Below are 22,042 nucleotides of genomic sequence, written 5' to 3' on the forward strand. Positions count from 1 at the left end.
GGCGACGACAAGCCGGCCGGCAACGTTGTCGGCCGGCCACGAAGCAGGATGCTGATGCTGGCTATTCGCGTATTTGATCTCAGTTGCGCCGATGCGTAAGTTGGATCCTGAGTTGGATCCTGAGTTGGATCCTGACCGCAACTTATTGACCGAGATTATTTCGATGCGTTCGCGTCAACACAGTGAATACCTGCTCGATTACAGGCGCTCGTGGCAAACCTGAAGCGCTTCAGGTGATTTGCTCGGTGATGCTGATGAAGATATATCGGCCTTTAATCTGCAAGCCATGCGCAGTGGCTTGCGTCGAGAACTTACAGAGCGGACTCGCCGCCACCTTGCGACGCCATCATCAAACCCGGCCGCGCCACGCGACGAACGCGACGCCTGCAATCGCCATCAATCCACCGGCGACAGTACTCAACCCGGGGCGCTCGCCCGTCAGACACATCGACAACCCGGTCGCGATTGCAGGTACCAGATACAAGAAGTTGGACGCACGTGCCGCGCCGAAATGGCCTAAGCCGATGGTCCATGTCGCGTATCCGAGCGCGGCAGGAAATACGCCGAGAACCACCACGGCGCCCAACGTCGCCGCTGATGCGGAAGGTGCGGCAAGCGCGGCCATGGCGCCAGGCAGCCAGGGCGATAACAGCAACGCACCCGCGAGCAATGTATAGGCGGTACTTGCGAGCGGACCGTAAGTTGGGATCAGGCGTCTTTGCAGCACGAAGTATGCGGAGGATGCCAGGGCGGCGAGCAAGATGAGCGTGGCACCACTACCGGGCGCGAGACCACCGGGTTGTCCGCACGCGATCAGCCCAATGCCTGCAAAGCTGAACAGCGAGCCGAGCCAACCCCATAGGTTGATCTTTTCACGAAGGAAAACGGCCGCCAGGAGGGCGGTAAAGATGGGCGACGTGCTCATGATGAAGGCCGCTGCGCCCGGCGCAACCGTCAGCTCCGCAGTATTCAGGAGCGCGTTATAGCTTGCGATGCCAAGAAAACCGGACAGGGCGAAGAGCATCGAATCGCGCAGCGAAGGTCTTTTCGGCCGCCGATAAACAAGCCAGCCCACGACCAGGACCGCCGCTGTTGCGAAGCGCGCGGCTGCCAGTTGCATTGGCGAAAGTCCATGCAAACCGAGCCGGATGAAAGGAAACGCCGCAGCCCACGAAAGGACCGTAAAAGCGACTGCGCCTGTTGCCCGAAGCGAGGCGGACGTGCCGGACATGCTCAATGAAGCGGATGTGTTCACGATGGTCCTCCGTAATGAAACTCGAATGAATTTCGGTCATCGAATTGTCTTGGAGGACGTCGCACGTGATAAGCAGGCGCGGTGGCGATACAGAATCCGCCATTTACGGACAATGGGATTTGGCCGTCGGCATTGTCCGCAAAACACGGATTCTGTCTTGCCGCTTTGCCCTCTTCCAGCATGCCGTGTGATTGCGCACAATCGCTTCGACGGTCAACCGGCCGAGCCAAAGATCGCATCAGCGGAGCAAGGAGCAGACATGCAAACACAATCGATCGAACGAGCCTGGGTCGATCTCGATGCATCGCCGCGAGGCACATGCGAGATCACACATCTGACGCATGCTGCAGACGCGCAATGGGTAGGTGTGGTCGACCTCGCCCCCTTTGCGACATATACGCTGGATGCCGGCCAGCGCCATGATCTATACGTACTTCAAGGCGATGCCGAAACCGACGACCATTCGCTCCACACCTATGATTTCCTGATCCTGTGCAATGCGACTGTCGTACGCGCAGGCGAGAGCGGTGCACGCTTGCTTGTATATCGCCAGGCATGTGCTTCGGTGTGTCATCCGCTGCTTCGCACGGCGCGAGAGCGGGCTTGGCGTGAGGGAGTCAATCCGCGGATGCGTGTTGTTGCGCTCGCAAGCGGCGTTCAGCATATCAGCCTCGTCGCCTGGGAACCGGGCGCGCAGACCCGCGATCACACGCATCCGAGCGGCGAAGAGCTATTCATTCTAAGCGGGGAAATAAGGAATGCTGAGGAACGCTATCCTGCTGGAACGTGGTTGCGTCTGCATCCGGGTGCCACGCACGCACCGTATGCCGAAGTGCCGACAGTCATCCTGCTCCGTCATGGTCATCTGGCTGGCGCAGCATGAATGGCACGCAATGGCGTAGCGCACAGGTGTGCAGCCGGCCATCGTCATGCAACGCCGCGATCGGCCTTGAGCATATCGATGAACACCCGGGTTTTCGGCGCCGTATGCTTGCCCGGCGGAATCAACGCATGGATCGCCGTGGATGTCGTCGACCAGTCGGGGTACACGCGAACCAGCCGACCCGTGGCCAGATCTGCAAGCACCGAGAAATCGGGCAATAGCGCAATGCCGGCGCCTTCGGCTGCAGCCGCACGGCATGCGTAGACGGTGTCGGCCAGCACGCTGGCAGAGAAATTGATCTCGCGCGTTGCTCCATCCGCGCGATGCGCCTTGAAACGCGCGGGATGGGGCAGGACTGAGAGCCCGACGAAGGCGAGGGTGGCTGCGTCGTCGATCTGTTCCGGAAGCGGGTTACGCAAGACAAAGTCGGGACTGGCGACCAGCCACTTCGAATATTCGCCAATGCGCACTGCGTGATGACTAGAGTCAGCAAGTTCGGTAAGACGGATCGCCACATCGACGCCGTCCGTTATCAAATCGATCAGGCGGTCGGCAGATACCATCTCGATGCGCAGCGCCGGATGTGCTCTTTGTATCCGGGCCAGGACCGGAGCGAGGACGACCGCGCTGTACTCGACCGATGACGCAACCCGCAATGTTCCACGCAGCTCGTCTTGCGATGGGCTGACGACGGACATGGCTTCGTCGGCGAGACGCACGATTTCACGACATGTCTCAAAGAATGAAGCGCCTGCCTCCGTCACGCTGATCCGCCGTGTGGTTCGGACGATGAGGCTCGCACCCAGTTGCAGTTCCAGCCGCTGGATGCTGTCGCTGACTGTCGTCTTGCCAATGCCGCGCCGCTGCGCTGCGCGCGTGAACGAACCTGTTTCGACGACGGCTATGTAGTTGAGCAGATGTTCAAACGTCAGGTTGCGCAGGTCGGACATGGGAGGTATAGGTGGTTTCAGATTCTTCGTTCGTACGAGACACTAACGCATCCGGCCAAATAGCGGAGACGCCAGGCTTGCAGCCGCGAGTTCGGTTGCAGCCGATACAAGTGCAGGGCCAAGTGTTGTCATACGCTTTTCCGTCAGCCGGACAGCGGGGCCTGCAATGCTGATCACCCCGATCGCAGGATAGCCCCGTCGTTGAACCGGAGCGGCCATCGCCGTCATCCCCGGCGCGAACACTTCGTAAATCGTAGCGTAGCCACGGGCGCGGGCCGCATCGACGAACGCCAGGAGCGCCTTCACGGTAGTCGGCGCTCTCGGCCCGTATTGCTTTGGTTGCCCGAACCCCTGGCGCGTCACCAGTTCGAGCGCACGCTCATCGGTCATTGTCATCATCCAGGCGTGCCCCGTCGCGCTGCACGAGAGAACGGTGTCCATGCCCATGTCCGGGTCATACCGCAGCCCCTTTAGCGCACCCTGCGCCTTGGCGACCCACGTCAGCCTGTCTCCGTCGACGATAGCGAGCCGTACAAGCTCGCCGGATGTTTCCGCGAGCCGGTCGAGCAGCGTTTGCGCAATGTCGATGATGCCGGAGGTCGCCAGATAACTGAGGCCCAGTCCTGCGAGCTTCGTGGTCAGCACATAGTCGCCATGCTCGCGTAACTGACGGACATAGCCGCATTGCTTGAGATCGACGAGCAGGCGATGGCACGCGCTGCGAGGAATCTCGAGTTGGTCCGAGATCAACGCAAGCGGCGTCCCTTCCATTTGAGTCGCGAGAAATTCCAGCACCGACAGAGTTCTTTCGGTCACGCCCGGCATGAAGACTCCCTTCCACTCGACAGAGTACCCATGATTGCACGATACGGAATGACATTCCACCCTGGAATACCGTCCCGGCCACGCTGGTAGTCTGTGCCGTATGCAGCCCGGCCGGATGCTTTTCCACAGCGGTATCACGGGACGCATGACAAAAAACACGGACCACGCGCGACTAAAAACCAGGTTCGCGACGCGGCGCCAACACCGGTTTGGAAACGGAGACAACATGAATCAGCAATCGCACTTACCCGCGCAACAGGCGATGCGCACGCGCGCAGTGACCGCCGCCGCTGTCGGGACGGCACTCGAATGGTTTGACTTCACGTTATACGGCGCACTGGCCGCTACCGTCTTGCCCAAGCTGTTTTTCCCTTCGATGGATTCGACGTCCGCATTGCTGGCTTCGCTTGCAACGTTCGGCGTCGGACTCGCGGCGCGACCGCTGGGCGCCATCATTTGCGGTTATCTCGGCGACAAGATGGGACGACGCAACCTGATGCTCGGTACTGTCACCATCATGGGTGTGTGCTCGATGCTGATGGGCCTGCTGCCGACCTACGCAAGCATCGGTGTATGGGCGCCGTTACTGCTCGTAGTGCTGCGCATCCTGCAGGGTTTTGCGCTGGGCGGTGAATCGACGGGCGCGCAGTTGATGGCGATCGAACACGCAAGTTCCGATCGGCGCGGCAAATACTCCGGCCTTCTCGGGTTGTGCTCGCCGCTCAGCCAGATCATGGCCAACGGCGTCCTGCTCGCGCTGTCATCGGTGATGTCGGCGCAAGCGTTCGATGCATACGGCTGGCGCATCCCGTTCCTCCTGAGCTTCATTCTCGTGATCGTCGGAATCTACATCCGGCTGCGAGTCGGCGAGACCCCTGCATTCGTCGCGCTTCGAAAAACCGAAGTCGTGCGCGTGGGTAGTCCGCTGCGCGATGCGCTGCGCCTTCACTGGCGCACAGTGCTTCGGTGGATGCTGTTCTTTTGCGGCCCCGCTGCGATCTTTTATCTGATCGTCGTGTTCTCGCTGAGTTACGTCACGAAAACGCTGGGCGTGCCGAAGCAGACTGGCTTTCTGCTCTTGATGGGGGCCAACGTGTGTGCGATCGTCGGCGCGCTGGCCGGCGGCATGCTGAGCGACCGGATCGGCCGCAAGAAAGCGCTGGCGATAGGTTCGATCGCCACCTTGCTGATGTTGTTCGTGTACTTCCAGATCCTGGATACCAAGAGTTTCGTGCCCATGCTTGCGGCAATGGGCTTCTTTCTCGGCTTCACTCAGTTTCAAAGCGGCATCCAGCCGGTTGCATTCGCCGAAGCGTTCCCGACCAATGTGCGCTACTCAGGCTCGGCGCTGGCGTACACCGGCGCCAACCTGATTGCAGGCGGTCCCATGCCCGTTGTTGCGGTGTGGCTCTTCGCCCTTTGTAACGGCTCGCCGTGGGGTGTCGTCGCCGTGTGCGTCACATTCAACGTCATTTCCCTGGCCGCGATTCTGACCGCGCCCGAAACGCTGGGTATCGACTTGAACCGGGTCGACTCTGCAAGGGAAGTAATCGGATCATCGGTGCATGCATCTACGCAATCTCCCTCTCACTGAAATGCAGGCAACGCAAATGAAGCCACTTGTTTATGTGCTGAACGGATCCAACCTGAACATGCTGGGCAAGCGCGAGCCGCACCTGTACGGCACGACGACTCTTGCCCAGGTAAAAGAACGTACTGAAGCGCTCGCGAGCGAACTCGGCCTCGAATGCGAGTTTCGCCAGACGAATCACGAAGGCGTGATGGTCGACTGGCTGCAGGAAGCCTTTGAAAAGGATGCGGCCGTTGTCATCAACCCGGCGGGGTTCTCGTTTGCGTCGATACCGGTGCTCGACGCAGTCAAGCTGATTCGCCAGCCGGTGATCGAGGTGCATATCACCAACATCCATCAGCGCGACGAGCAGTATCGGCATTCACTGATCTCACTGGCGGCGCGCGGTGTGATCTGCGGGCTGGGTGTCGATGGATACCTGCTTGCTGTTCGTGCGGTTGCGGGAGCGATCCAGCGGGCATGAGTAGGGTGACGCGCATGGAAACGCGGTCTGGAACGCAAACGGCTTATGTTTGCGAAACGCTGCGCGTGAAATCGATGTCTTTCGTCTCGATGACTTCACCCGATCGGCCAGGCGCCTTCTGGTTGCTCCAGTACAGATTGGTGTGCCGGATCACGGCGGCCGGCGAGGGTGCGCCCCTTTGCGTCCTGTCTTCGGTCGTATGGGCATCGCCGACGAGCGTTGCGTCATAGCTGCGCACGAGTGCCCCATGCAGCGTCGAGCGAATGCACATATCGGTCTGTGCGCCCGCAACGATGAGCTTGCCAACGCCAAGCGCCGCCAGCACCTGTTCCAGATCGGTGCCTTCGAACGCATCGCGATAACTTTTTTCGATGATCGCTTCCCCTGATGCCGGAGCAAGTTCAGAAACGATCTGCCACGCTTCGCTGCCCGCGTGCAGCTCCTCGTCGGCATGGCGAACCCAGACAACCGGGGCCCGGGCGCTGCGCGCCTTTTCAATAAGTATCCGGACTGAGTCGAGCACTTGATGCCGTCGGTATGCGTTTGCAACGACTTCATTCTGAAGATCGATGACGACAAGCGCGGTGTTGGGGCGATTGGCTAACGTAGTCATGGACAGATGCATTTAAGAGGAAGAATGTATCTTAGCGGGATATGCTGACCGTGACGCAAGTGACCATTTCAAGACATTGGAAAGCAATCGCAATGAACCAGCCTATGACTACTGAGTTAAACATGATGGGGACGTGATGGTTGGACGGCGCAAGAGAGCGAAGTGATGGCCGATCACCGGTGGTCGGGCCGGGAAGAACTGGCCAGCACGACTGAGACTGTCTATCCGGAAGGGCTGGTCGACATGCTCGATGAAGCAGGCGTTTTCGGGCCATAAGTAATTGGCTTCGAAGCAAACCAAGGGGCGGCTTTGGATCGTCTTCTGCCCGACGCGGCTCGACCAATGGCGGCCCAATCCGCCCGTTTAGCATCAAACGCGCTTGGCCGCCAGCAGCTTGATACCGAGGGCGAAAAACACCAGTCCGCTGCTGCGTTTTACTGCGTCCAGCCAGCGACTCGTCCCAAGTCCGTCGTGAAAGCGACGGACGCTCACCGAGTAGATCGTGTGGACAAGCACCACGATTGCAGCGACGGTCAAATACATGACGATGAACTGCCCGGGCAACGGACGATCATGGGTGACGAACTGTGGCATGAAAGCCGACAGGAAAATAAGCGTTTTGGGATTGCTGCCTGAAACCAGAACCGCTTCCCGGAATAACTTCCCTTTGTTCAACACGTGTGCAAACTGAGCGTTGGCAGCAGGCGTCGCCTTAGGCGCCTGGCTTCTTAACTGCTTCACGCCGAGGTACATGAGATAGAGAGCACCGATCACTTTCATGCCGACGAATAGCGGGGGCATCGCAGTCAGCACGGCGCCCACGCCCAGCGCAACGAGGATGACCACCACCAGTTGAGCCAGCAGGTTCCCGGCGATCGTGGAAGCGGTTCCCCGACTTCCGTACCTGACCGTGTTACGGATCACGAGTAGAACGTTGGGACCGGGTGAAATCGTGGTGACGAGATACGCCGTCGCGAAAAGAAACCAGGTATGAAGGGACATTCGTGATTTGTTGAGTGGTTGGATGGTTCCGAAGGCAGCTTGATTCTGCCACGATTGCCGGGCGAAGCGGGTTCGAAGTCTCTGCCTGGACAGATGCGGAGACAGGGGATTGAACGATTGCTGTCGGAAACGGCGGCCGGTCGCAGTGAGTTGCGACAGACGTTCAGTTCACGACCGCGACCATGCCCGGATTGACAGTTTGCGCTGTTGCACGGCAGGAAAATCCTGGCGAGCCGATGGGTGATTGGCGCTTCTGCATGTCTTGCTTCAAAAAACGCCCGCTTGGCCTTTCTTTTTTTCGCAAGACGAAAAACCTCTACCATGAGCGTCTGGTCCAGCACTGTGCCGGTGCTCTTTCTGCGGCGCCGGAGGCCCTTAACGACAGCGAAACGAAAGGGCATCGGCAGCGTGTGCAAAGGGTCAATATAATCGCCTTGTACCCAGCCGTCATCGAGCTTCTTGCCACGACACCGAGGGCGGCGTTTTTGCGAGGCAACATTGATGATCGATGCAACGGCTGTCATCCATCCGACTGCGGTTATTGAAGACGGCGCTGTAATAGGCGCCGGCGTGCGTATTGGTCCCTACTGCATCATTGGCAGCGATGCCGCGATCGGCGCGGGAACGATCCTCAAGTCCCATGTGGTTGTAAGTGGACATACGCGGATGGGTCGAGACAACACCATCTACCCCTTCGCTACGATCGGCGAGGACAATCAGGATTTGAAATACGCCGGGGAACCGACGCAAGTAGAAATAGGCGACCGTAACAAGATCCGCGAGAGCGTCACGATACATCGAGGCACGGTCCAGGGCGGCGGCATCACCAGGATCGGCAGCGACAACCTGCTGATGGTCAATGCGCACGTGGCGCACGATTGCATTGTCGGCAATCATTGCATTCTGGCAAATAACGCAACGCTGGGCGGACACGTGATTGTGGATGACTACGTGATCATCGGCGGGATGTGCGCGGTCCACCAATTTTGTGTCATCGGAGCGCACGTCATGGTGGGCGGCTGTTCCGGCGTGGCTCAAGACGTGCCGCCGTTCATCATTGCCCAGGGCAATCACGCTTCACCGAACGGGGTGAACACTACGGGCCTGCAGCGCCGCGGCTTCAGCAAGGAAGCGATCCACGCCATCCGGAACGCCTACAAGGTGCTCTACCGAAGCGGCAAGACGCTCGAGGAAGCGAAGCCGGAGATCGCCGAGATTGCAAGCGTCCACGCCGAAGTCAAACCGTTCCATGAATTTCTCGTCCGGTCCACTCGCGGTTTGATTCGATAAGTCGTCCGGATTCGGAAGCATCGCGCGGCTGCGAATGTTCGCTAGCGAAAAAAAATTCAGCCGGCGCATGTCGATCTCGATGGCCTTCCTTCGTCGTCTCAATGGCGGTATGCGGCTTAACCCATCGCGTTATACACAAGTGTCGTCGCCGTCGGCTTCGCGTAATAGGCGCAGTGTTTTTGCGGCAATATGAACTTCCCTGAGTCCGAGCCAGATCGTTTTCGCGCCGGGTTCGCCGTCGCTTTTGCGTCCGAGGAATCCCCCCAGGCGTGCGATCAGGCGCAATACTTCATTGAGCTTGGGCTGGGTCGGACGGGGTACTTTCGTGAACAGGTAGGCACTGCGAATTTCGTCTGGATCAAAGAAAAGATGCGCGTCCAGATCGGGGCAAGTGCGTCCCAGCCGCATCAGATAGGCCACGCGCCAAGCCACTACCAGGAACAGCGCCAATGCGCGCTCGAGCTGTTCGATCGAGCCGAGCTGAAGCGCCTCGACGCGGCAAGCATTCTTCAAGATGTTGAACAACATCTCAATTTCCCAGCGCGTTCGATACCAGTCGATCAATTCGATCGCCTCTTCCGAGGTCGTCGCCACGCGGTTGGTCAGCAAGCGCCATTCGATCGGCTTGACTCCCGCGGGCGCATCAAACTCGCGCGCGACCAGACAGGTGGCCGCCACGCACTTGCCTCGGCCTGTGGGCAACTCTACGCGCTGCATCCACAGGTGCTGGCGCACCGTGCGTGCCTTGACACCATGACGCGAGGCCATTGTGAAGCTGATCTGCCCGATGGATTCGCCACGGGTCGCGCGGTCCCACAGCTTGTCTCCCTCCGGCAAGCAGCGGTTATGCGTGGCACGTACCAGCCAGTCGGCCGGCGTACCCAGTGCTTGGGCGCGCTCCATGAGCGCCATCAGGTCCGCTTCGCGGTCCGCCACGTACACCAGGCGCGTGGATGGCAGGCTCGGTGCCATCTCGGCAATGCGTTCATACCCCTCGATCCAACGCAGACTTTCCTTCAGCCCGCCGCGCTTGCCCGATTCGTCCTTCTTCTCGCGCGCCCACATCCACGCGTCCAAAATACCCAAGGGCTCGCGCTGCGGCGTGACCGCGTAGGTCGGATGCAGATACATGCCGCGCTGGGCCTCATAGCTCAGTGGTCCGAGTCCGAACGTGCCTTGACCGTTAAAGTCCAGCTCCGTGGTGTCTTGCAGGCACAGCACCACACGATGCGCTTCCATCCGCTTTTGCGTGTGCTGCCAATGGGGCTCGAGAATCGCGTGCCAGTCGACGTTCTCGTTGTCGAAGAAGCGGTACGCCGCCATCGTCTCGCCCCAACCCTGGCATGCCTTGGGGACACTGGCCATCGGGTCGGCCGCCAATCGTTGCATCAAAAGCCTCGCTCGCTTGTTCAGGCGCGCATCGCCGAGCTCGAGTTGCTCGAATTCCGTCTGGGTCCAGGGCGTCGTTTCGGTGACCAATACGTTCACTCAAAAAGCGAAAGTAAACGCGATTTGCCGAAAGTTTACAAGCCCCCACTCCATGTCATTGAAAGTAAACATGTTTCTCTGCGCTCAGCGACCACCGATCAGAGATGTGTATAACGCAATGGGCTTAACCACGCATTCAGTCAACACTGACAGGAGATTGCAATGTCGATTCAAAAAATCACGCCGTTTCTTTGGTACTCGAACGAAGCAGAGGAAGCCGCCGCATTCTATGCAGGTATTTTCCCGGACTCGCACGTCGTCCGGAAAACCGCGGTGACAAGCGCCGGTTCAACGAAGGTCGTCGAGTTCGTCCTCTTCGGGCAGCCGTTTATCGCCATGAGTTCGGGCGGAGGCGACCCGTTCAATCACTCGGTATCGTTCATGGTCAATTGTGATGATCAGGAAGAACTCGACCGTTACTGGAACGCGCTGCTCGAAGGCGGCGGCGCGCCCGAGGCGTGCGGATGGCTGAAAGACCGCTTTGGCGTCTCGTGGCAAATCATTCCTGGCGATCTCATCGAAATGATGGCCGACTCCGAACACACAAAGGCCACGCGTGTTGCCGAAGCCATGATGAAAATGGTGAAGTTCGATGTCGCGGCGCTGAGAGCCGCGTATTCGGGAACGGCGGGATAACACATCTTCGCGCTCAGTGTCTCCGCTCGGTATTGTCCATAAGCGGTCATAATTCAGTCCGTAGTGAAGGACCCTTGAACCCATGACTGCCTCAATCCCGTAACGGAAACATCACATGACAGACCGCGAAGTGATCGTCCCTTCGGCGATGCAAAATATCGTCGCCCGTGCAGGATATGCGCCGGCCGTAAAGGTCGGCGCCATCGTTTTCTGCGCTGGCCAAGTTGGGCGCACGGCTGACCTGGAAGTGATCGCCGATCCCGAGGCGCAGTTCCTGGCATGCTGGATAAATCTGCGCACGGTGTTGCAAGCGGCCGGTTGCACGTTCGAAGACGTTGTCGATATGACGACGTACCACGTGCAGATGAGCACACATATGCCGGTATTCCGGGAGGTGAAGAACCGCGTCTTTCCACGCGGCACATGCGCGTGGACCTCGATCGGCGTATCCGAGCTCGCGCATCCGGGCTTGCTGGTCGAGATCAAATGCGTGGCGGTGAAGCGGGACTCGAGTGCGGCATGCTGATGCCTGGCCGACGCGACATGACAGAAGGGGGCGCACGGTGGACCGAATGACTGGAATGGAGACGTTCGTATCCGTGGTCGAATCCGGATCGTTTTCGGCAGCCGCGAGGCTTCTCGATGTCGGGCAGCCGGCGGTATCGAAAGCGATCGCTCAGCTTGAGGATCGCCTGGGCGTTCGCCTGTTGCTCCGGTCCACCCGCGGCCTCACGCCAACGGAGGCGGGTCAGGCCTACTACGAGCACGCAAGACGCGCGATCCTGCAGGCCGATGAAGCCGATTTCGCGGCCAAGGGCGCCGCCAGCAGGTTGGCCGGGCGCCTCAGGGTATCAGCGGCCGTGACCTTTGCGCGGCTTCACATCGTTCCCAGGCTGCCGGTTTTTCTGGAGGCCAATCCGGAGCTGAGCATCGACATCATTCTGGACGATGAAAACGTCGACCTGCTCGAACGTGGCGTCGATGTCGCCTTGCGAATGGGCGCGCTGAACGATTCGACCATGACCGCGCGCAAGCTTGGCACGAGCCCGCGCAAGGTAGTCGGAACGCCTGCGTACTTCGAGAAAGCGGGCACACCGCTGACGCCGGCGGATCTGTCCATGCATCAGGCCGTCATCTACGAGCAGGGCGGCGGTGGATCGGCGTGGTCGTTCGCACGCGGCGCGGCCGAGACGTCTGTTGTGGTTTCGGGACGCGTCCGGGTCACGGCCGCGGAGGGCGTCCGGGCGGCGGTGCTCGCCGGCATGGGCCTGGCGGTCGTCTCCGAGTGGATGCTGGCGCCCGAACTTGCAAGTGGGGAAGTCGTATCCGTGCTCGACGACTGGGGCCTTCCCGGCGTCGATCTCTGGGCGCTTTTCCCGACTGGACGCATGGCGAGCGCGAAAGCGAGGGCGTTTGTGGCGTTCGTTGAAGAAACCCTGGCCGGTGTGGACTCGCACGTCGGATGACGTATTGCGATGGCCAGGGCGACGTCACATCCTGGTGCGCTGGTCGGACTCGCCCGCCGTGACTCCATGCTGGCGAAGCACGGGAAGCATGTCGTCAGGTTCCGGCCGATACGTGTAGTCCGGGTTCACCTCCGAATACAGGATCGTGCCGTCCTGTCCAATCACATATCGCGCCGGCATCGGTAAAGTCCAGCTAGCGTCGCTATTGAAAGCTGGCAGGTCGTTCTTCAAAGATTGATAGAGATCGACCAGATAGTCCGGAAGTGCGAAACGGATTCCGAATGCCGCGGCCACATCGTTATGTGTATCGATCAGAATCGGGAAGCTCAGATTGTTTGTTCGAATCGACTTGCGGCTATTCACTGCATTCTGCGGCGAAATGGCGACCAGACTGGCGCCGTGTTCCTTGAAAGCGGCAAGCGACGTTTCGAGCGCCTGAAGTTCGAGGTTGCAATAAGGGCACCACACGCCGCGATAAAAGCTGACCACGAGCGGCCCTTTCGCAAGCAACGCGGCCGATGAAACCCGTTCGCCGTCCGAATCGTTCAGTGTGAATTCCGGTGCAATATCGCCGGCTTTCAATGCGTGGCGTGCCTGACCCGATGCGATGAGTTCCGCAGTCGCCCGCTCCATTACCGGATGAATTTCCGGCGGTGCGAAGTATGGTGCTTTTCCGCCCTTGAAGTCCGCCTTCAAGGCGTCGAGTTTTTCCTGAAGTGCCATGTGTACCCCTTGCTGTGCGAGTGGATGATCCGCGTCCGACGGATCAGATCATCTTCCGCGGCCCTACGATCCGGAAGGCATGTCGTACGCATAACATTCATTCCCAGAGGGCATGGAGCGCGGTGAGTTGCATTTATTCCCGCGCGGAATTCGCGTTATTCGAAAGCGCCCGTAGCCGTTCCCAGATGAACTCGATAACTTTGCCACGGGGTCGGGCAAGACCGCCCGACACGCATACAACGTTCTAAATGGGAATCATCATGTCCAGGTTACAAGGCAAAGTCGCGGTCATCACGGGTGGCAGCAGTGGTATCGGTTTCGCGACAGCAAAGCGGTTTGCTGAAGAGGGCGCGCACGTCTTTATCACCGGGCGGCGGCAGGCGGAACTCGATAAAGCTGTCGAAGCAATCGGCCGGAATGTCACAGCGGTTCAGGGTGACGTTACCCATCCGGACGATCTCGATCGGCTGTACGCCAAGGTCAGGGAAACCAGGGGTGTGATCGACGTGTTGTTCGCGAATTCGGGGTTTATCGAGTTGCAGGGCATTGATCAGATCAGCCCGGAGCATTTCGATAAAATCTTCGGTATCAACACAAAGGGCCTGCTGTTCACGGTGCAAAAGGCGTTGCCCTTGATGCGCCAAGGCGGGTCGATCATCCTCGTGTCCTCCATTGCCAATGTGAAGGCTTTCCAGTCTTACGGCGCGTACAGCGCGTCCAAGGCGGCGGTCCGTTCGTTTGCACGGACCTGGACGCTCGAACTCAAGGATCGCGGCATTCGCGTGAATACGCTGAGTCCGGGACCAGTGGATACGCCGATCATCGACTCGCAGTTCGAGACGAAGGAAGAATCGGACAAGCTGCGCGAGTCCTTCGCGCAAGTCATTCCTCTTGGCCGCATGGGACGCCCGGAGGAGCTTGCGGCTGCCGCGTTGTTCCTGGCATCGGACGAAAGCAGCTTTGTCGCGGGGATCGATCTTCCCGTCGATGGCGGCATGGCACAGGTTTGAGCAGCGAACCCACAGGCTGGCGAGTCGATCACGACGAACGATAAAAATGGACGCAGATGCCAGGATGCTTGCGCTAAGCGCCATATCGCACGAGTCGCGACTGGCCATTTTCAGGGTGCTCGCCGGCACGGGGCCGCGCGGATTGTCTGCCGGCGAGATCTCCGGAAAGCTGGGAATTGTTCCGTCCAGCCTGTCTTTCCATTTGAAGGACATGCGCCGCGCGAAGCTTGTGATCGCGCGCCGCGAGCGGACGTTCATTTACTACTCGGCAAGCGTGGACGTCATTCAGGAAGTCATCGATTTCCTGAGTGAAACCTGTCTCGCCGGTTCGGGAGGCAGTTCTCCCGGCACGTAGGAGGGCCGTACTCCGGTCAATCAGGCCTCAGCATTCTCCGGCAACTTCGCGATCACCTTGATCTCGAACTGAAAGCCATAGAGCCAGGTCACGCCGACCGCAGTCAGTGTCGGATGCGGCGCGTCGCCCCAGTACTCGGATACGACCTTCCAGATTGTCTCGAACTTCGATTCCGGGTCGACCATGAAGACCGTGACGTCGACCGCGTCGTCGAATGTGCATCCGGCCGCCGCCAGAATCGCGTTGAGATTGTCGAACGCGAGCCGGACCTGCGTCTCGAGATCCGGCTCGGGCGAACTGTCTTCACGGCTGCCGACTTGCCCCATTCGTGATTACAGCGAACGCTCGATCGCTTTGCCGAGCAGGTCAAGGCCAAGATCGATTTCATCTTCGTGAACGGTCAGCGGCGGCGCGATCCGGAATACGCCGCCCATGCCGGGCAACTGCACGATGTTCATGCTGAGCCCGAGATTCATGCACTCGCGCGTGATCTTGGCGCCGAGCCCATCGGCGGGTTCTTTCGTGCGGCGATCCTTGACGATCTCCATGCCGAGAAGCAGGCCACGCCCGCGAATATCGCCGATGCAATCGAAACGTTCCATCAGACCCGAAAGGCCCCGTCTAAGCCGATCGCCCATCACGTTCGCACGCGCAACCAGCCCCTCGCGCTCGACTACGTCCAGCACACGCAAGCCGATGGCCGCGGGAAGCGGATCGGACACGTGGGTCGTATAGAACAGGTAACCGAGCTCGTGCGCGCGCTCCTCGATCGCGGCGGACGTGACGACGGCTGCGAGCGGCAAACCGGCGCCCAGCGTCTTCGATAACGTCAGGATGTCGGGCGTGACGCCATCGCGCTCGCAGGCGAACATGGTGCCCGTTCGGCCGATGCCGGTCTGCGCTTCATCGAGGATCAGCAGCATGCCGCGCTCCTCGCATTTGCGTTTCAGCGCTGCCATATAGCCAACCGGCAATTCGATGATCCCGCCGGAACTGAGAATCGGCTCAGCGATGAACGCCGCGAGATTCCCGCTGGACTGCCGGTCGATCAGATCGAAAGCATAGTCCAGCTCCGCCAGGTAATCGTATTCGCCATTGCGCTCGAAACGCGGCCGGTACAGGAACGGCGCGGGAATCGCGTACGAGCCGACGGCCGCCGGGCCGACGCCCTTGCGACCGGCGCTGTAGGTCGCGGATGCCGCGTTGCCCGTCATGCCGTGCCAGGACTGCGCAAACCCTACGATTTCGTACTTGCCCGTGACCAGCTTCGCCATGCGGATCGCGGCTTCGTTCGATTCCGCGCCCGTGCTCAGCAACAGTGCGCGGTCGAGTCCTTCGGGCGTGATGTCGGCGAGGCGGGTCGCGAGATCGACCACTGGCCGGGACAGCATGCCGCTGAAGAGGTGGTCGAGCTTGCCGGCGTATTCGTTGATGACCGACACGATCTCAGGATGGCTGTGCCCGAGCACCGCGCTCATTTGCCCCGATGTGAAGTCCAGGATCGCGCGGCCGTCTGCGTCGTAGACGAAGCTGCCTTTGGCACGCTCGATGATCAACGGCTCGAAGGTGCCGCCGTAGCGGATGAGGTGATGTCTGGCGTTATGCCAGAAGGTTTCATCGTCGTTTCGGGACACGTTGCTGCTCCTTGGCGAATGGCAGGAATAAAACCTAGACAAGCGGAATAGGCGGAATAGCTTGCAGTCTAGTTCGCTCTCTGGTTTCATAGAATCGAATAGTTTTAATGGAAGATAGAAGCGAGTCTTATACCTTGAGCCTTTCACTCGAAATCGACCTGCTGCGTTCGTTCACCGTCGTGGCCGAAGTCCGGACGCTCAGCCACGCGGCCAGCCGGATTGGCCGGACCCAGTCCGCGCTGAGCCAGCAGATGAAGCGTCTTGAAGAGATCGTCGATCAGCCGCTGTTTCAGCGCACAGGTCGCGGCGTGGTATTGACCAACCCCGGCGAACGCCTGCTGATCCACGCCCAACGCATTTTGCGCATGCACGACGAAGCAATGGCCGATCTGTCCGGCAAAGGCTTGTCGGGAACGATTCGCTTTGGATGTCCGGACGACTACGCCACGGTTTTCCTGCCGCATTTGCTGCGGCAGTTTTCGAGCCGGCACCCGGATGCGCTGGTGGAGGTCGTATGCGCGCCCACGCCTCGATTGCTCGAACAACTGGACATGCATGCGCTGGACCTGGCGATGATTTCGCTACCGGAGAGTGCCCCGAACGACGACATCATCCGCCGTGAGCCGCTGGTCTGGGTGGGTTATCCGGGACTGGACGCCGCGCACTTCGACCCGTTGCCGCTGGCGCTTTCCGATCCGGACACGCTCGATCACGTCGCGGCCTGCGAAGCGTTGCAGCGCGCGGGCAGGGCGTATCGCATCGCTTATGCGAGCAGCAGTCTTGCCGGTCTTACGGCCCTGGTCCGCTCGGGGCAGGCCGTGGCCGTCATCACGCAGACGGCCGTCGCGCCGGATCTCTGCATTCTCAATGGCGATCCCGGACTTCCCGCGTTGCCCGGCATCGGCATTACGCTGAAGTTCGAGCGGGCACGCCCGTCGCATCTGATCAAGGTGTTCGCCGAGCATATCCGGCTCACGCTGCCCTTGATATGAAACACCGGGCGCAGCGGATCAGATGATCATGCCGCCCGATACCTCGATGCGCTGCGCGTTGACCCAGCGGTTATCGTCGGAGAGAAGCGCCGCGATCATCGGGCCGATATCGTCGGGATGACCCACGCGGCCAAGCGATGTCATGCCGGCAATCAGCTTGTTCAGGTCCGGATTGTCGCGGACCATGCCGCCGCTGAAATCCGTCGCGATCGCGCCGGGCGCCACCGTGTTGACGGTAATGCGGCGCTCGCCGAGTTCTTTCGCGAGATAACGCGTGAGCACCTCGACCGCGCCCTTCATGCACGCATACGCACTGCTTCCGGGAAACGAAAACCGCGCGAGACCCGAAGAGATATTCACGATGCGGCCGCCATCGTTGATGAGCGGCAGCAGCTTTTGCGTGAGGAAAAACACGCCCTTGAAATGGACCGCGTAGACGGCGTCCAGTTCGGCTTCGGTGGTCTCGTGAAACGCTTTGTGCAACGACGTGCCCGCGTTGTTGACAAGAAAATCGAAACGCTCTGCGCCCAGCTTTGAGAGCGCGTCACGAACGTTTTGCGTGAAGGTATCGAAGGAGGCGGTGTTGGCGGTATCGAGTTGAATGGCGATCGCGTTGCGTCCTGCGTTGCGTCCTGCTTCGCGCACTGCTGCAACGACCTGATCGGCTTCGGCGCGATTCGAGTGATACGTGAAGATCGAATCGATACCGCGCTTCGCCAGGTTCAGTACCGTGTTGCGGCCGAGGCCGCGGCTGCCGCCCGTGACGATTGCGATCTTCGGGGTGTTTTGATCAGGCATTGATGGACTCCGTTGTGTTTCACTGGGTTCGTGTCCGACCAACGATACGCGCGCCAGGCAAAGATCAGAATGCCCGAACCTGGACACTTCTTGCCTGATCCTGTCGCGCGTTTTCTTCTCGAAACGCCTATATGATCGTGGTTCCAGCGCCCAAAGATTTCCGCCCATGTCCAACGATGCCCTGCTTGAAGCCGTCACCCGTTACACCGACGCCCAGCCCGGTGACGGCCCCTACCTGACGCCCGTGAAGGGCGTGATGATCCTGCGCTCGAATCGCGAAAAGCAGCCGTCGCACCTCATTTTCAAGCCGGCGTTGTGCATCGTCGTGCAGGGCACGAAATGGACGATCTTCGGCAATCAGCGGTTCCATTATCATGCCGGTCAGGCGCTGGTCGTCAGCGTCGAGATGCCAGCGGTCGGGCGCGTGGTCGAAGCGAGCAGAACGGAGCCGTTTCTTGGCATCGTGGTCGAATTCGACCTGGCCGTGATGCGCGATGTGTTCGAAGGGCTGGCCACGACCGAAGGCGCGATCCATCCGGAGGCCGGTGCGAACGGCGAATCGGCGCACGGCGTCTTTGTCACCGACTTCGACGGGCCGCTCGCTGATTGCGCATTGCGTCTGATGCGCCTGATCGGCACGCCGCAAGCCATCCCGATGCTTTATCCATCGATCATGCGTGAAATCTGTTACTGGCTGCTCACGGGCCCGCGTGCCGCCGATGTCGCGGCGATCGTGCTCGGCAGCAGTCACGCACACCGTGTCATCAGCGTGATCCACTCGTTGCGCAACCGTTTTGCTGAAGCGGTGCGCATCAAGGAGCTCGCGCTGCAGGCGCAGATGAGTCCGTCGTCGTTTCATCGGCAATTCAAGACGCTGACATCGATGACGCCCCTGCAGTACCAGAAGCAGTTGCGCCTGCTCGAAGCGCGGCGGCTTATGCTGACGGACGCGGCCAATGCAGAGACGGCTGCGTTCCAGGTCGGCTACGAAAGCGCATCGCAATTCAGCCGCGAATATGCGCGCATGTTTGGCGCACCGCCGCGGCGTGACGTGGTCACGCTGAGGGCGGCGGCGGGTTGATCGGCTTCGCCATCCCGGAAAGTATGGCGAATGTCATGACGGGGTAATACCGCTCGCAATAATGGATTCAGTTGTCGGCCCATAAAATCCCCGGAGCGAGACCCTGACATGCCGAACAAGACCAGAACCGATCCCGTTGCCACCGTATCGAGACGCAACTTCCTCAAGCTTGCCGGCGCGTCGTCGCTGGCGAGCGCCGCGACCACCATGACCGGCGCAGCGCGTGCCGCCGATACCGCGCCCGATGGCACACCCGAGCAGATTCATTTGACCTGGGGCGACGATCCATCGAAGGAAGTGGTCGTGAGCTGGGCATCGCTCGCGCCGGCCGCCAATCCGCGCGTTCGCGTGAGCACGGCGGGCAATGGTCACGCGAGGGTCGTGCACGGCGTGCAGCGCACTTATACCGACGGCTTGAACGGCGAGATTGTCTGCACCTACCACGCGGTAATTCACGGCCTGGAGCCGCATACCGAATACCAGTACGAAGTCACCGCCGATAACGACAGCAACACCGGGCAGCCGTTCAGCGCCTCGTTCCGGACCGCGCCGCGCGGCCGTGCGCCGTTTCGCTTCACGAGCTACGGCGACCTCGCGACGCCCAATACCGGCTGGGTGCTGTCATCGCCGCAAAGCCGTTTTGCCGTGCAAGCCGTCGAGCGCTTCCAGCCGTTGTTTCATCTGCTCAACGGCGATCTTTGCTACGCCAACCTCAACCCGGCGCATCAACCGGAAGTGTGGCGAGATTTCGGCAACAACGCGCAGACGTCGGCGGCCAATCGGCCGTGGATGCCATGTCCGGGCAACCATGAGGTCGAGTTCCACAACGGCGAGCAGGGCTTCGATTCGTATCTCACACGTTACACACTGCCCGACAACGGCACGCGTTTTCGCGGCCGCTGGTACAGCTTTCGTGTGAGTTCGATCCTGTTTGTATCGCTGGATGCAGACGATGTCGTCTATCAGGACGCCGCGGCTTTCGTGGCCGGGCCCAATCCGCTGGTGCCGGCCGCGAGCACCGGCAATCCGCCAGTCGAACCCGGCACCTCGTTCTACATACGCGGCTACAGCAAGGGTGAGCAGACGCGCTGGCTCGAAAAGACCTTGCGCCATGCGGCCGATGACGACGACATCGACTGGATCATCGTGCAGATGCATCAGGATGCGCTGAGTTCATCGAAGACGGGCAACGGGTCGGACAAAGGCATCCGGGAAGCATGGCTGCCGCTCTTCGATCAATACGGCGTCGACCTCGTGCTGTGCGGCCACGATCACGACTACGAGCGCAGCCATCCGGTGCGCGGTTGCAATCACCATGCAGGATTCGATGCGGTCACCGGCGAGCGCGTCGATACGCTGCAGCCGAAACCCGTCGCGACGGCTCGCCGCGCGAACGAACCTATCGATACATCGCACGGTACTGTTCACCTGATTCTCGGTGGCGGCGGCACGAGCGCGCCGCTCGATGTCTACGGGCTCGATGCCGGCACGGGCAACCCGCAGGCGCAAATCTTCACCAAGCCGAATCGCCCCATACCCGGCACGTCGGCCGATACGTTCTTGCGCCGCCCGGCCGATGCACTGGAAGACGCAATCTGGTCGGCTCAGCGCGATACGGGAACGGGCTACGGCATCGCGGTATTCGATCACGATCCCGGCACACGGCATGGCAATACGACGATCACGATGAACTACTATCACGCGCCCGGCGCCGACCAGACGCCGACCGCGGACTATGAGCTCTTCGAGACCATCGTGTTGTCGAAGAAACGGCGTAGTTAAACCGCAAGCGCGGAGGCGTGTGGCGTCGTTTACTCGATGCCAAACAAACCATCACGCCCGAAGGCGAGCTTTGCAAACCGTTCGCCCATGCGCCGATGCGTGCGGCCATCCGGATGCAGTTGATCCGGCAGCGGCAGCTCGGCGAAATCGGCTTGACCGTAGAGCGCGAGTCCATCGAGATAATGAAGATGGGGGTCATTGGCGGCGCGCTGCTCTGCGATGCGCCGCAGTTCATCGCGGATGACGGTCAGCGTCAGTTTCCCGGACGTGCGCTCGGCAGGGTCGCCCGTCGCGCGATACGAAACCTTGCCGCCTGCAAGCGCGGTGAGATCGAACGCGCCAGGGCCGGGCGTGTCCTCGTGTATCGGGCAGTGGATCGGCGAGATGATCAGCAGCGGCGTGGCCGGATGACCATCGCGGATCGTATCGATAAAGCCGTGCACCGCCGGCGTGAACGCGCGCAGGCGCATCAGGTCGGTGTTGACCAGGTTGATGCCGATTTTCAGGCTGATCAGATCGGCGGGTGTGTCGCGCATCGCTCGCGCGGTGAACGGGTCGAGTAATGCGCTGCCGCTGAAGCCAAGATTGATCAGCTCCACGCCGCCGAGGGAGGCGGCGAGCGCAGGCCATGTCGAGGTGGGGCTGTCGCCGTTCGAACCATGGCTGATCGAGCTTCCATGATGGAGCCAGACCTTTCGTCCAATATTGGCGGTGTGGTGGATTTTCGCGTCGGTACGCAGCGAGATCAGCTCAGTGATTTCGTTGTACGGCAGCCAGATTGCGATTGTCTTGTCGTGAGCAGGGAGGTCGTTGAACCGGAGAGTGGCGACCGGACCCGATTGCTTCGATGCCGTGCCAGTCGCCATGTCGATCTTCACGATGTCGCCACCGAATGCGCTGCTTTGGCGCAGGAGCTTGCCATCGACAAGCAGGTCGTACACGCCCGCCGGCCGTGGCGGGGCGCCGGCGTACAAATAACGGGTAGGCAGGACATCGAGTTCGATATTCGTCGCGTGCGTGCGGAATATCAGCCGTACGCCCGAGGGCTGCGCTTCGGCCATCGTCAGTTGAGGATCGGCGCATTGAACACGCGCACGCTCAGGCAGGCGATGCGGCATCACGCCCCGTCCGGTGTGTTCGTATTCGAGAGCGCCGCGTAACAGCGCCGGGGTGATGGGCGTGGTGACCATGTTGTTCAAATGGCA

23 protein-coding genes and 1 pseudogene are annotated in these 22,042 nt (G+C 60.4%); 13 read left to right on the top strand and 11 right to left on the bottom strand.

Annotation, left to right across the window (positions count from 1 at the left end; all coding sequences use genetic code 11):
• Positions 1-349: 349 nt before the first annotated feature.
• Complete coding sequence (locus tag AX768_RS17700; RefSeq protein ID WP_075358090.1) at positions 350-1,231, bottom strand: DMT family transporter; 882 nt, start codon at positions 1,229-1,231, stop codon at positions 350-352.
• 283 nt (positions 1,232-1,514) lie between these two features.
• Here AX768_RS17700 and AX768_RS17705 point away from each other — a divergent pair, with 283 nt between their 5' ends.
• Complete coding sequence (locus AX768_RS17705) at positions 1,515-2,138, top strand: cupin domain-containing protein (protein ID WP_062002299.1); 624 nt, start codon at positions 1,515-1,517, stop codon at positions 2,136-2,138.
• 44 nt (positions 2,139-2,182) lie between these two features.
• Here AX768_RS17705 and AX768_RS17710 read toward each other — a convergent pair whose 3' ends face one another.
• Together AX768_RS17710 and AX768_RS17715 are read right to left on the bottom strand one after the other, a co-directional pair.
• Complete coding sequence (locus AX768_RS17710) at positions 2,183-3,088, bottom strand: LysR family transcriptional regulator (RefSeq protein ID WP_062001428.1); 906 nt, start codon at positions 3,086-3,088, stop codon at positions 2,183-2,185.
• 42 nt (positions 3,089-3,130) lie between these two features.
• Positions 3,131-3,913: an IclR family transcriptional regulator gene (locus AX768_RS17715; RefSeq protein ID WP_062001429.1), complete on the bottom strand. Its 783-nt coding sequence runs from the start codon at positions 3,911-3,913 to the stop codon at positions 3,131-3,133.
• A 226-nt stretch (positions 3,914-4,139) separates the two neighbouring features.
• Between AX768_RS17715 and AX768_RS17720 the strand changes: the two genes are divergently transcribed.
• Together AX768_RS17720 and AX768_RS17725 are read left to right on the top strand one after the other, a co-directional pair.
• Positions 4,140-5,507 (top strand): MFS transporter, encoded by a 1,368-nt coding sequence (locus AX768_RS17720; RefSeq protein WP_062001430.1) that lies wholly within the window; start codon positions 4,140-4,142, stop codon positions 5,505-5,507.
• Positions 5,508-5,523: 16 nt separating this feature from the next.
• A complete protein-coding gene (locus AX768_RS17725; protein WP_062002300.1) occupies positions 5,524-5,967 on the top strand; it encodes a type II 3-dehydroquinate dehydratase in 444 nt (147 codons plus the stop codon).
• 43 nt (positions 5,968-6,010) lie between these two features.
• Here AX768_RS17725 and AX768_RS17730 read toward each other — a convergent pair whose 3' ends face one another.
• Both AX768_RS17730 and AX768_RS17735 read right to left on the bottom strand, forming a co-directional pair.
• Positions 6,011-6,580, bottom strand: coding sequence for a cysteine hydrolase family protein (locus AX768_RS17730; RefSeq protein WP_062002301.1), 570 nt, complete (start codon positions 6,578-6,580; stop codon positions 6,011-6,013).
• A 369-nt stretch (positions 6,581-6,949) separates the two neighbouring features.
• A complete protein-coding gene (locus tag AX768_RS17735; protein ID WP_062001431.1) occupies positions 6,950-7,582 on the bottom strand; it encodes a LysE family translocator in 633 nt (210 codons plus the stop codon).
• 182 nt (positions 7,583-7,764) lie between these two features.
• Here AX768_RS17735 and AX768_RS32840 point away from each other — a divergent pair, with 182 nt between their 5' ends.
• On the top strand, positions 7,765-8,127 hold the full coding sequence (locus AX768_RS32840; RefSeq protein ID WP_155524274.1) for a hypothetical protein: 363 nt from the start codon (positions 7,765-7,767) through the stop codon (positions 8,125-8,127).
• Complete coding sequence (gene lpxA / locus AX768_RS17740) at positions 8,084-8,872, top strand: acyl-ACP--UDP-N-acetylglucosamine O-acyltransferase (protein ID WP_062001432.1); 789 nt, start codon at positions 8,084-8,086, stop codon at positions 8,870-8,872. The genes AX768_RS32840 and lpxA overlap by 44 nt, the downstream gene beginning before the upstream one ends.
• A gap of 129 nt (positions 8,873-9,001) precedes the next feature.
• Here lpxA and AX768_RS17745 read toward each other — a convergent pair whose 3' ends face one another.
• Positions 9,002-10,351, bottom strand: a complete 1,350-nt coding sequence (locus AX768_RS17745) for an IS4 family transposase (RefSeq protein WP_062000780.1) — start codon at positions 10,349-10,351, stop codon at positions 9,002-9,004.
• A gap of 171 nt (positions 10,352-10,522) precedes the next feature.
• On the opposite strand from AX768_RS17745, the gene AX768_RS17750 reads away from it, so the two are divergent.
• From AX768_RS17750 to AX768_RS17760, 3 genes are all read left to right on the top strand, one after another.
• Entirely contained in the window at positions 10,523-10,996 is a 474-nt protein-coding gene (locus tag AX768_RS17750; RefSeq protein ID WP_062001433.1) for a VOC family protein, read from the top strand.
• A 115-nt stretch (positions 10,997-11,111) separates the two neighbouring features.
• The gene (locus tag AX768_RS17755; protein WP_062001434.1) at positions 11,112-11,522 is read left to right on the top strand and encodes a RidA family protein; all 411 of its coding nucleotides are present in this window, start codon (positions 11,112-11,114) and stop codon (positions 11,520-11,522) included.
• Positions 11,523-11,559: 37 nt separating this feature from the next.
• Entirely contained in the window at positions 11,560-12,462 is a 903-nt protein-coding gene (locus AX768_RS17760; protein ID WP_062002302.1) for a LysR family transcriptional regulator, read from the top strand.
• 24 nt (positions 12,463-12,486) lie between these two features.
• On the opposite strand, the gene AX768_RS17765 is transcribed toward AX768_RS17760, so the two are convergent.
• A complete protein-coding gene (locus AX768_RS17765) occupies positions 12,487-13,185 on the bottom strand; it encodes a peroxiredoxin-like family protein (RefSeq protein WP_062001435.1) in 699 nt (232 codons plus the stop codon).
• 260 nt (positions 13,186-13,445) lie between these two features.
• On the opposite strand from AX768_RS17765, the gene AX768_RS17770 reads away from it, so the two are divergent.
• Positions 13,446-14,195 carry an SDR family NAD(P)-dependent oxidoreductase gene (locus AX768_RS17770; RefSeq protein ID WP_062002303.1) on the top strand — a complete coding sequence of 250 codons (750 nt, stop codon included), beginning with the start codon at positions 13,446-13,448 and terminating at the stop codon, positions 14,193-14,195.
• Between the two features lie 46 nt (positions 14,196-14,241).
• The gene (locus AX768_RS17775) at positions 14,242-14,550 is read left to right on the top strand and encodes an ArsR/SmtB family transcription factor (protein ID WP_062001436.1); all 309 of its coding nucleotides are present in this window, start codon (positions 14,242-14,244) and stop codon (positions 14,548-14,550) included.
• Positions 14,551-14,570: 20 nt separating this feature from the next.
• On the opposite strand, the pseudogene AX768_RS17780 reads toward AX768_RS17775, so the two are convergent.
• Together AX768_RS17780 and AX768_RS17785 are read right to left on the bottom strand one after the other, a co-directional pair.
• Positions 14,571-14,873: pseudogene (locus AX768_RS17780) on the bottom strand (RidA family protein); the annotation flags it as partial.
• Between the two features lie 9 nt (positions 14,874-14,882).
• Complete coding sequence (locus AX768_RS17785; protein ID WP_062001437.1) at positions 14,883-16,184, bottom strand: aspartate aminotransferase family protein; 1,302 nt, start codon at positions 16,182-16,184, stop codon at positions 14,883-14,885.
• 107 nt (positions 16,185-16,291) lie between these two features.
• Between AX768_RS17785 and AX768_RS17790 the strand changes: the two genes are divergently transcribed.
• Positions 16,292-17,176, top strand: coding sequence for a LysR family transcriptional regulator (locus AX768_RS17790; RefSeq protein ID WP_062001438.1), 885 nt, complete (start codon positions 16,292-16,294; stop codon positions 17,174-17,176).
• Positions 17,177-17,194: 18 nt separating this feature from the next.
• Here the strand turns inward: AX768_RS17790 and AX768_RS17795 are convergent, their stop codons facing one another.
• Positions 17,195-17,974, bottom strand: a complete 780-nt coding sequence (locus AX768_RS17795) for an SDR family NAD(P)-dependent oxidoreductase (RefSeq protein ID WP_062001439.1) — start codon at positions 17,972-17,974, stop codon at positions 17,195-17,197.
• Between the two features lie 166 nt (positions 17,975-18,140).
• Between AX768_RS17795 and AX768_RS17800 the strand changes: the two genes are divergently transcribed.
• Together AX768_RS17800 and AX768_RS17805 are read left to right on the top strand one after the other, a co-directional pair.
• On the top strand, positions 18,141-19,055 hold the full coding sequence (locus AX768_RS17800; RefSeq protein ID WP_062001440.1) for an AraC family transcriptional regulator: 915 nt from the start codon (positions 18,141-18,143) through the stop codon (positions 19,053-19,055).
• A 108-nt stretch (positions 19,056-19,163) separates the two neighbouring features.
• Positions 19,164-20,837 carry a purple acid phosphatase family protein gene (locus tag AX768_RS17805; protein ID WP_062001441.1) on the top strand — a complete coding sequence of 558 codons (1,674 nt, stop codon included), beginning with the start codon at positions 19,164-19,166 and terminating at the stop codon, positions 20,835-20,837.
• Between the two features lie 29 nt (positions 20,838-20,866).
• Here the strand turns inward: AX768_RS17805 and AX768_RS17810 are convergent, their stop codons facing one another.
• Positions 20,867-22,027, bottom strand: coding sequence for a GDSL-type esterase/lipase family protein (locus AX768_RS17810; protein ID WP_062001442.1), 1,161 nt, complete (start codon positions 22,025-22,027; stop codon positions 20,867-20,869).
• Positions 22,028-22,042: the final 15 nt, after the last annotated feature.

The organism is Burkholderia sp. PAMC 28687 (assembly GCF_001577465.1).
Classification (GTDB): Bacteria; Pseudomonadota; Gammaproteobacteria; order Burkholderiales; family Burkholderiaceae; genus Caballeronia.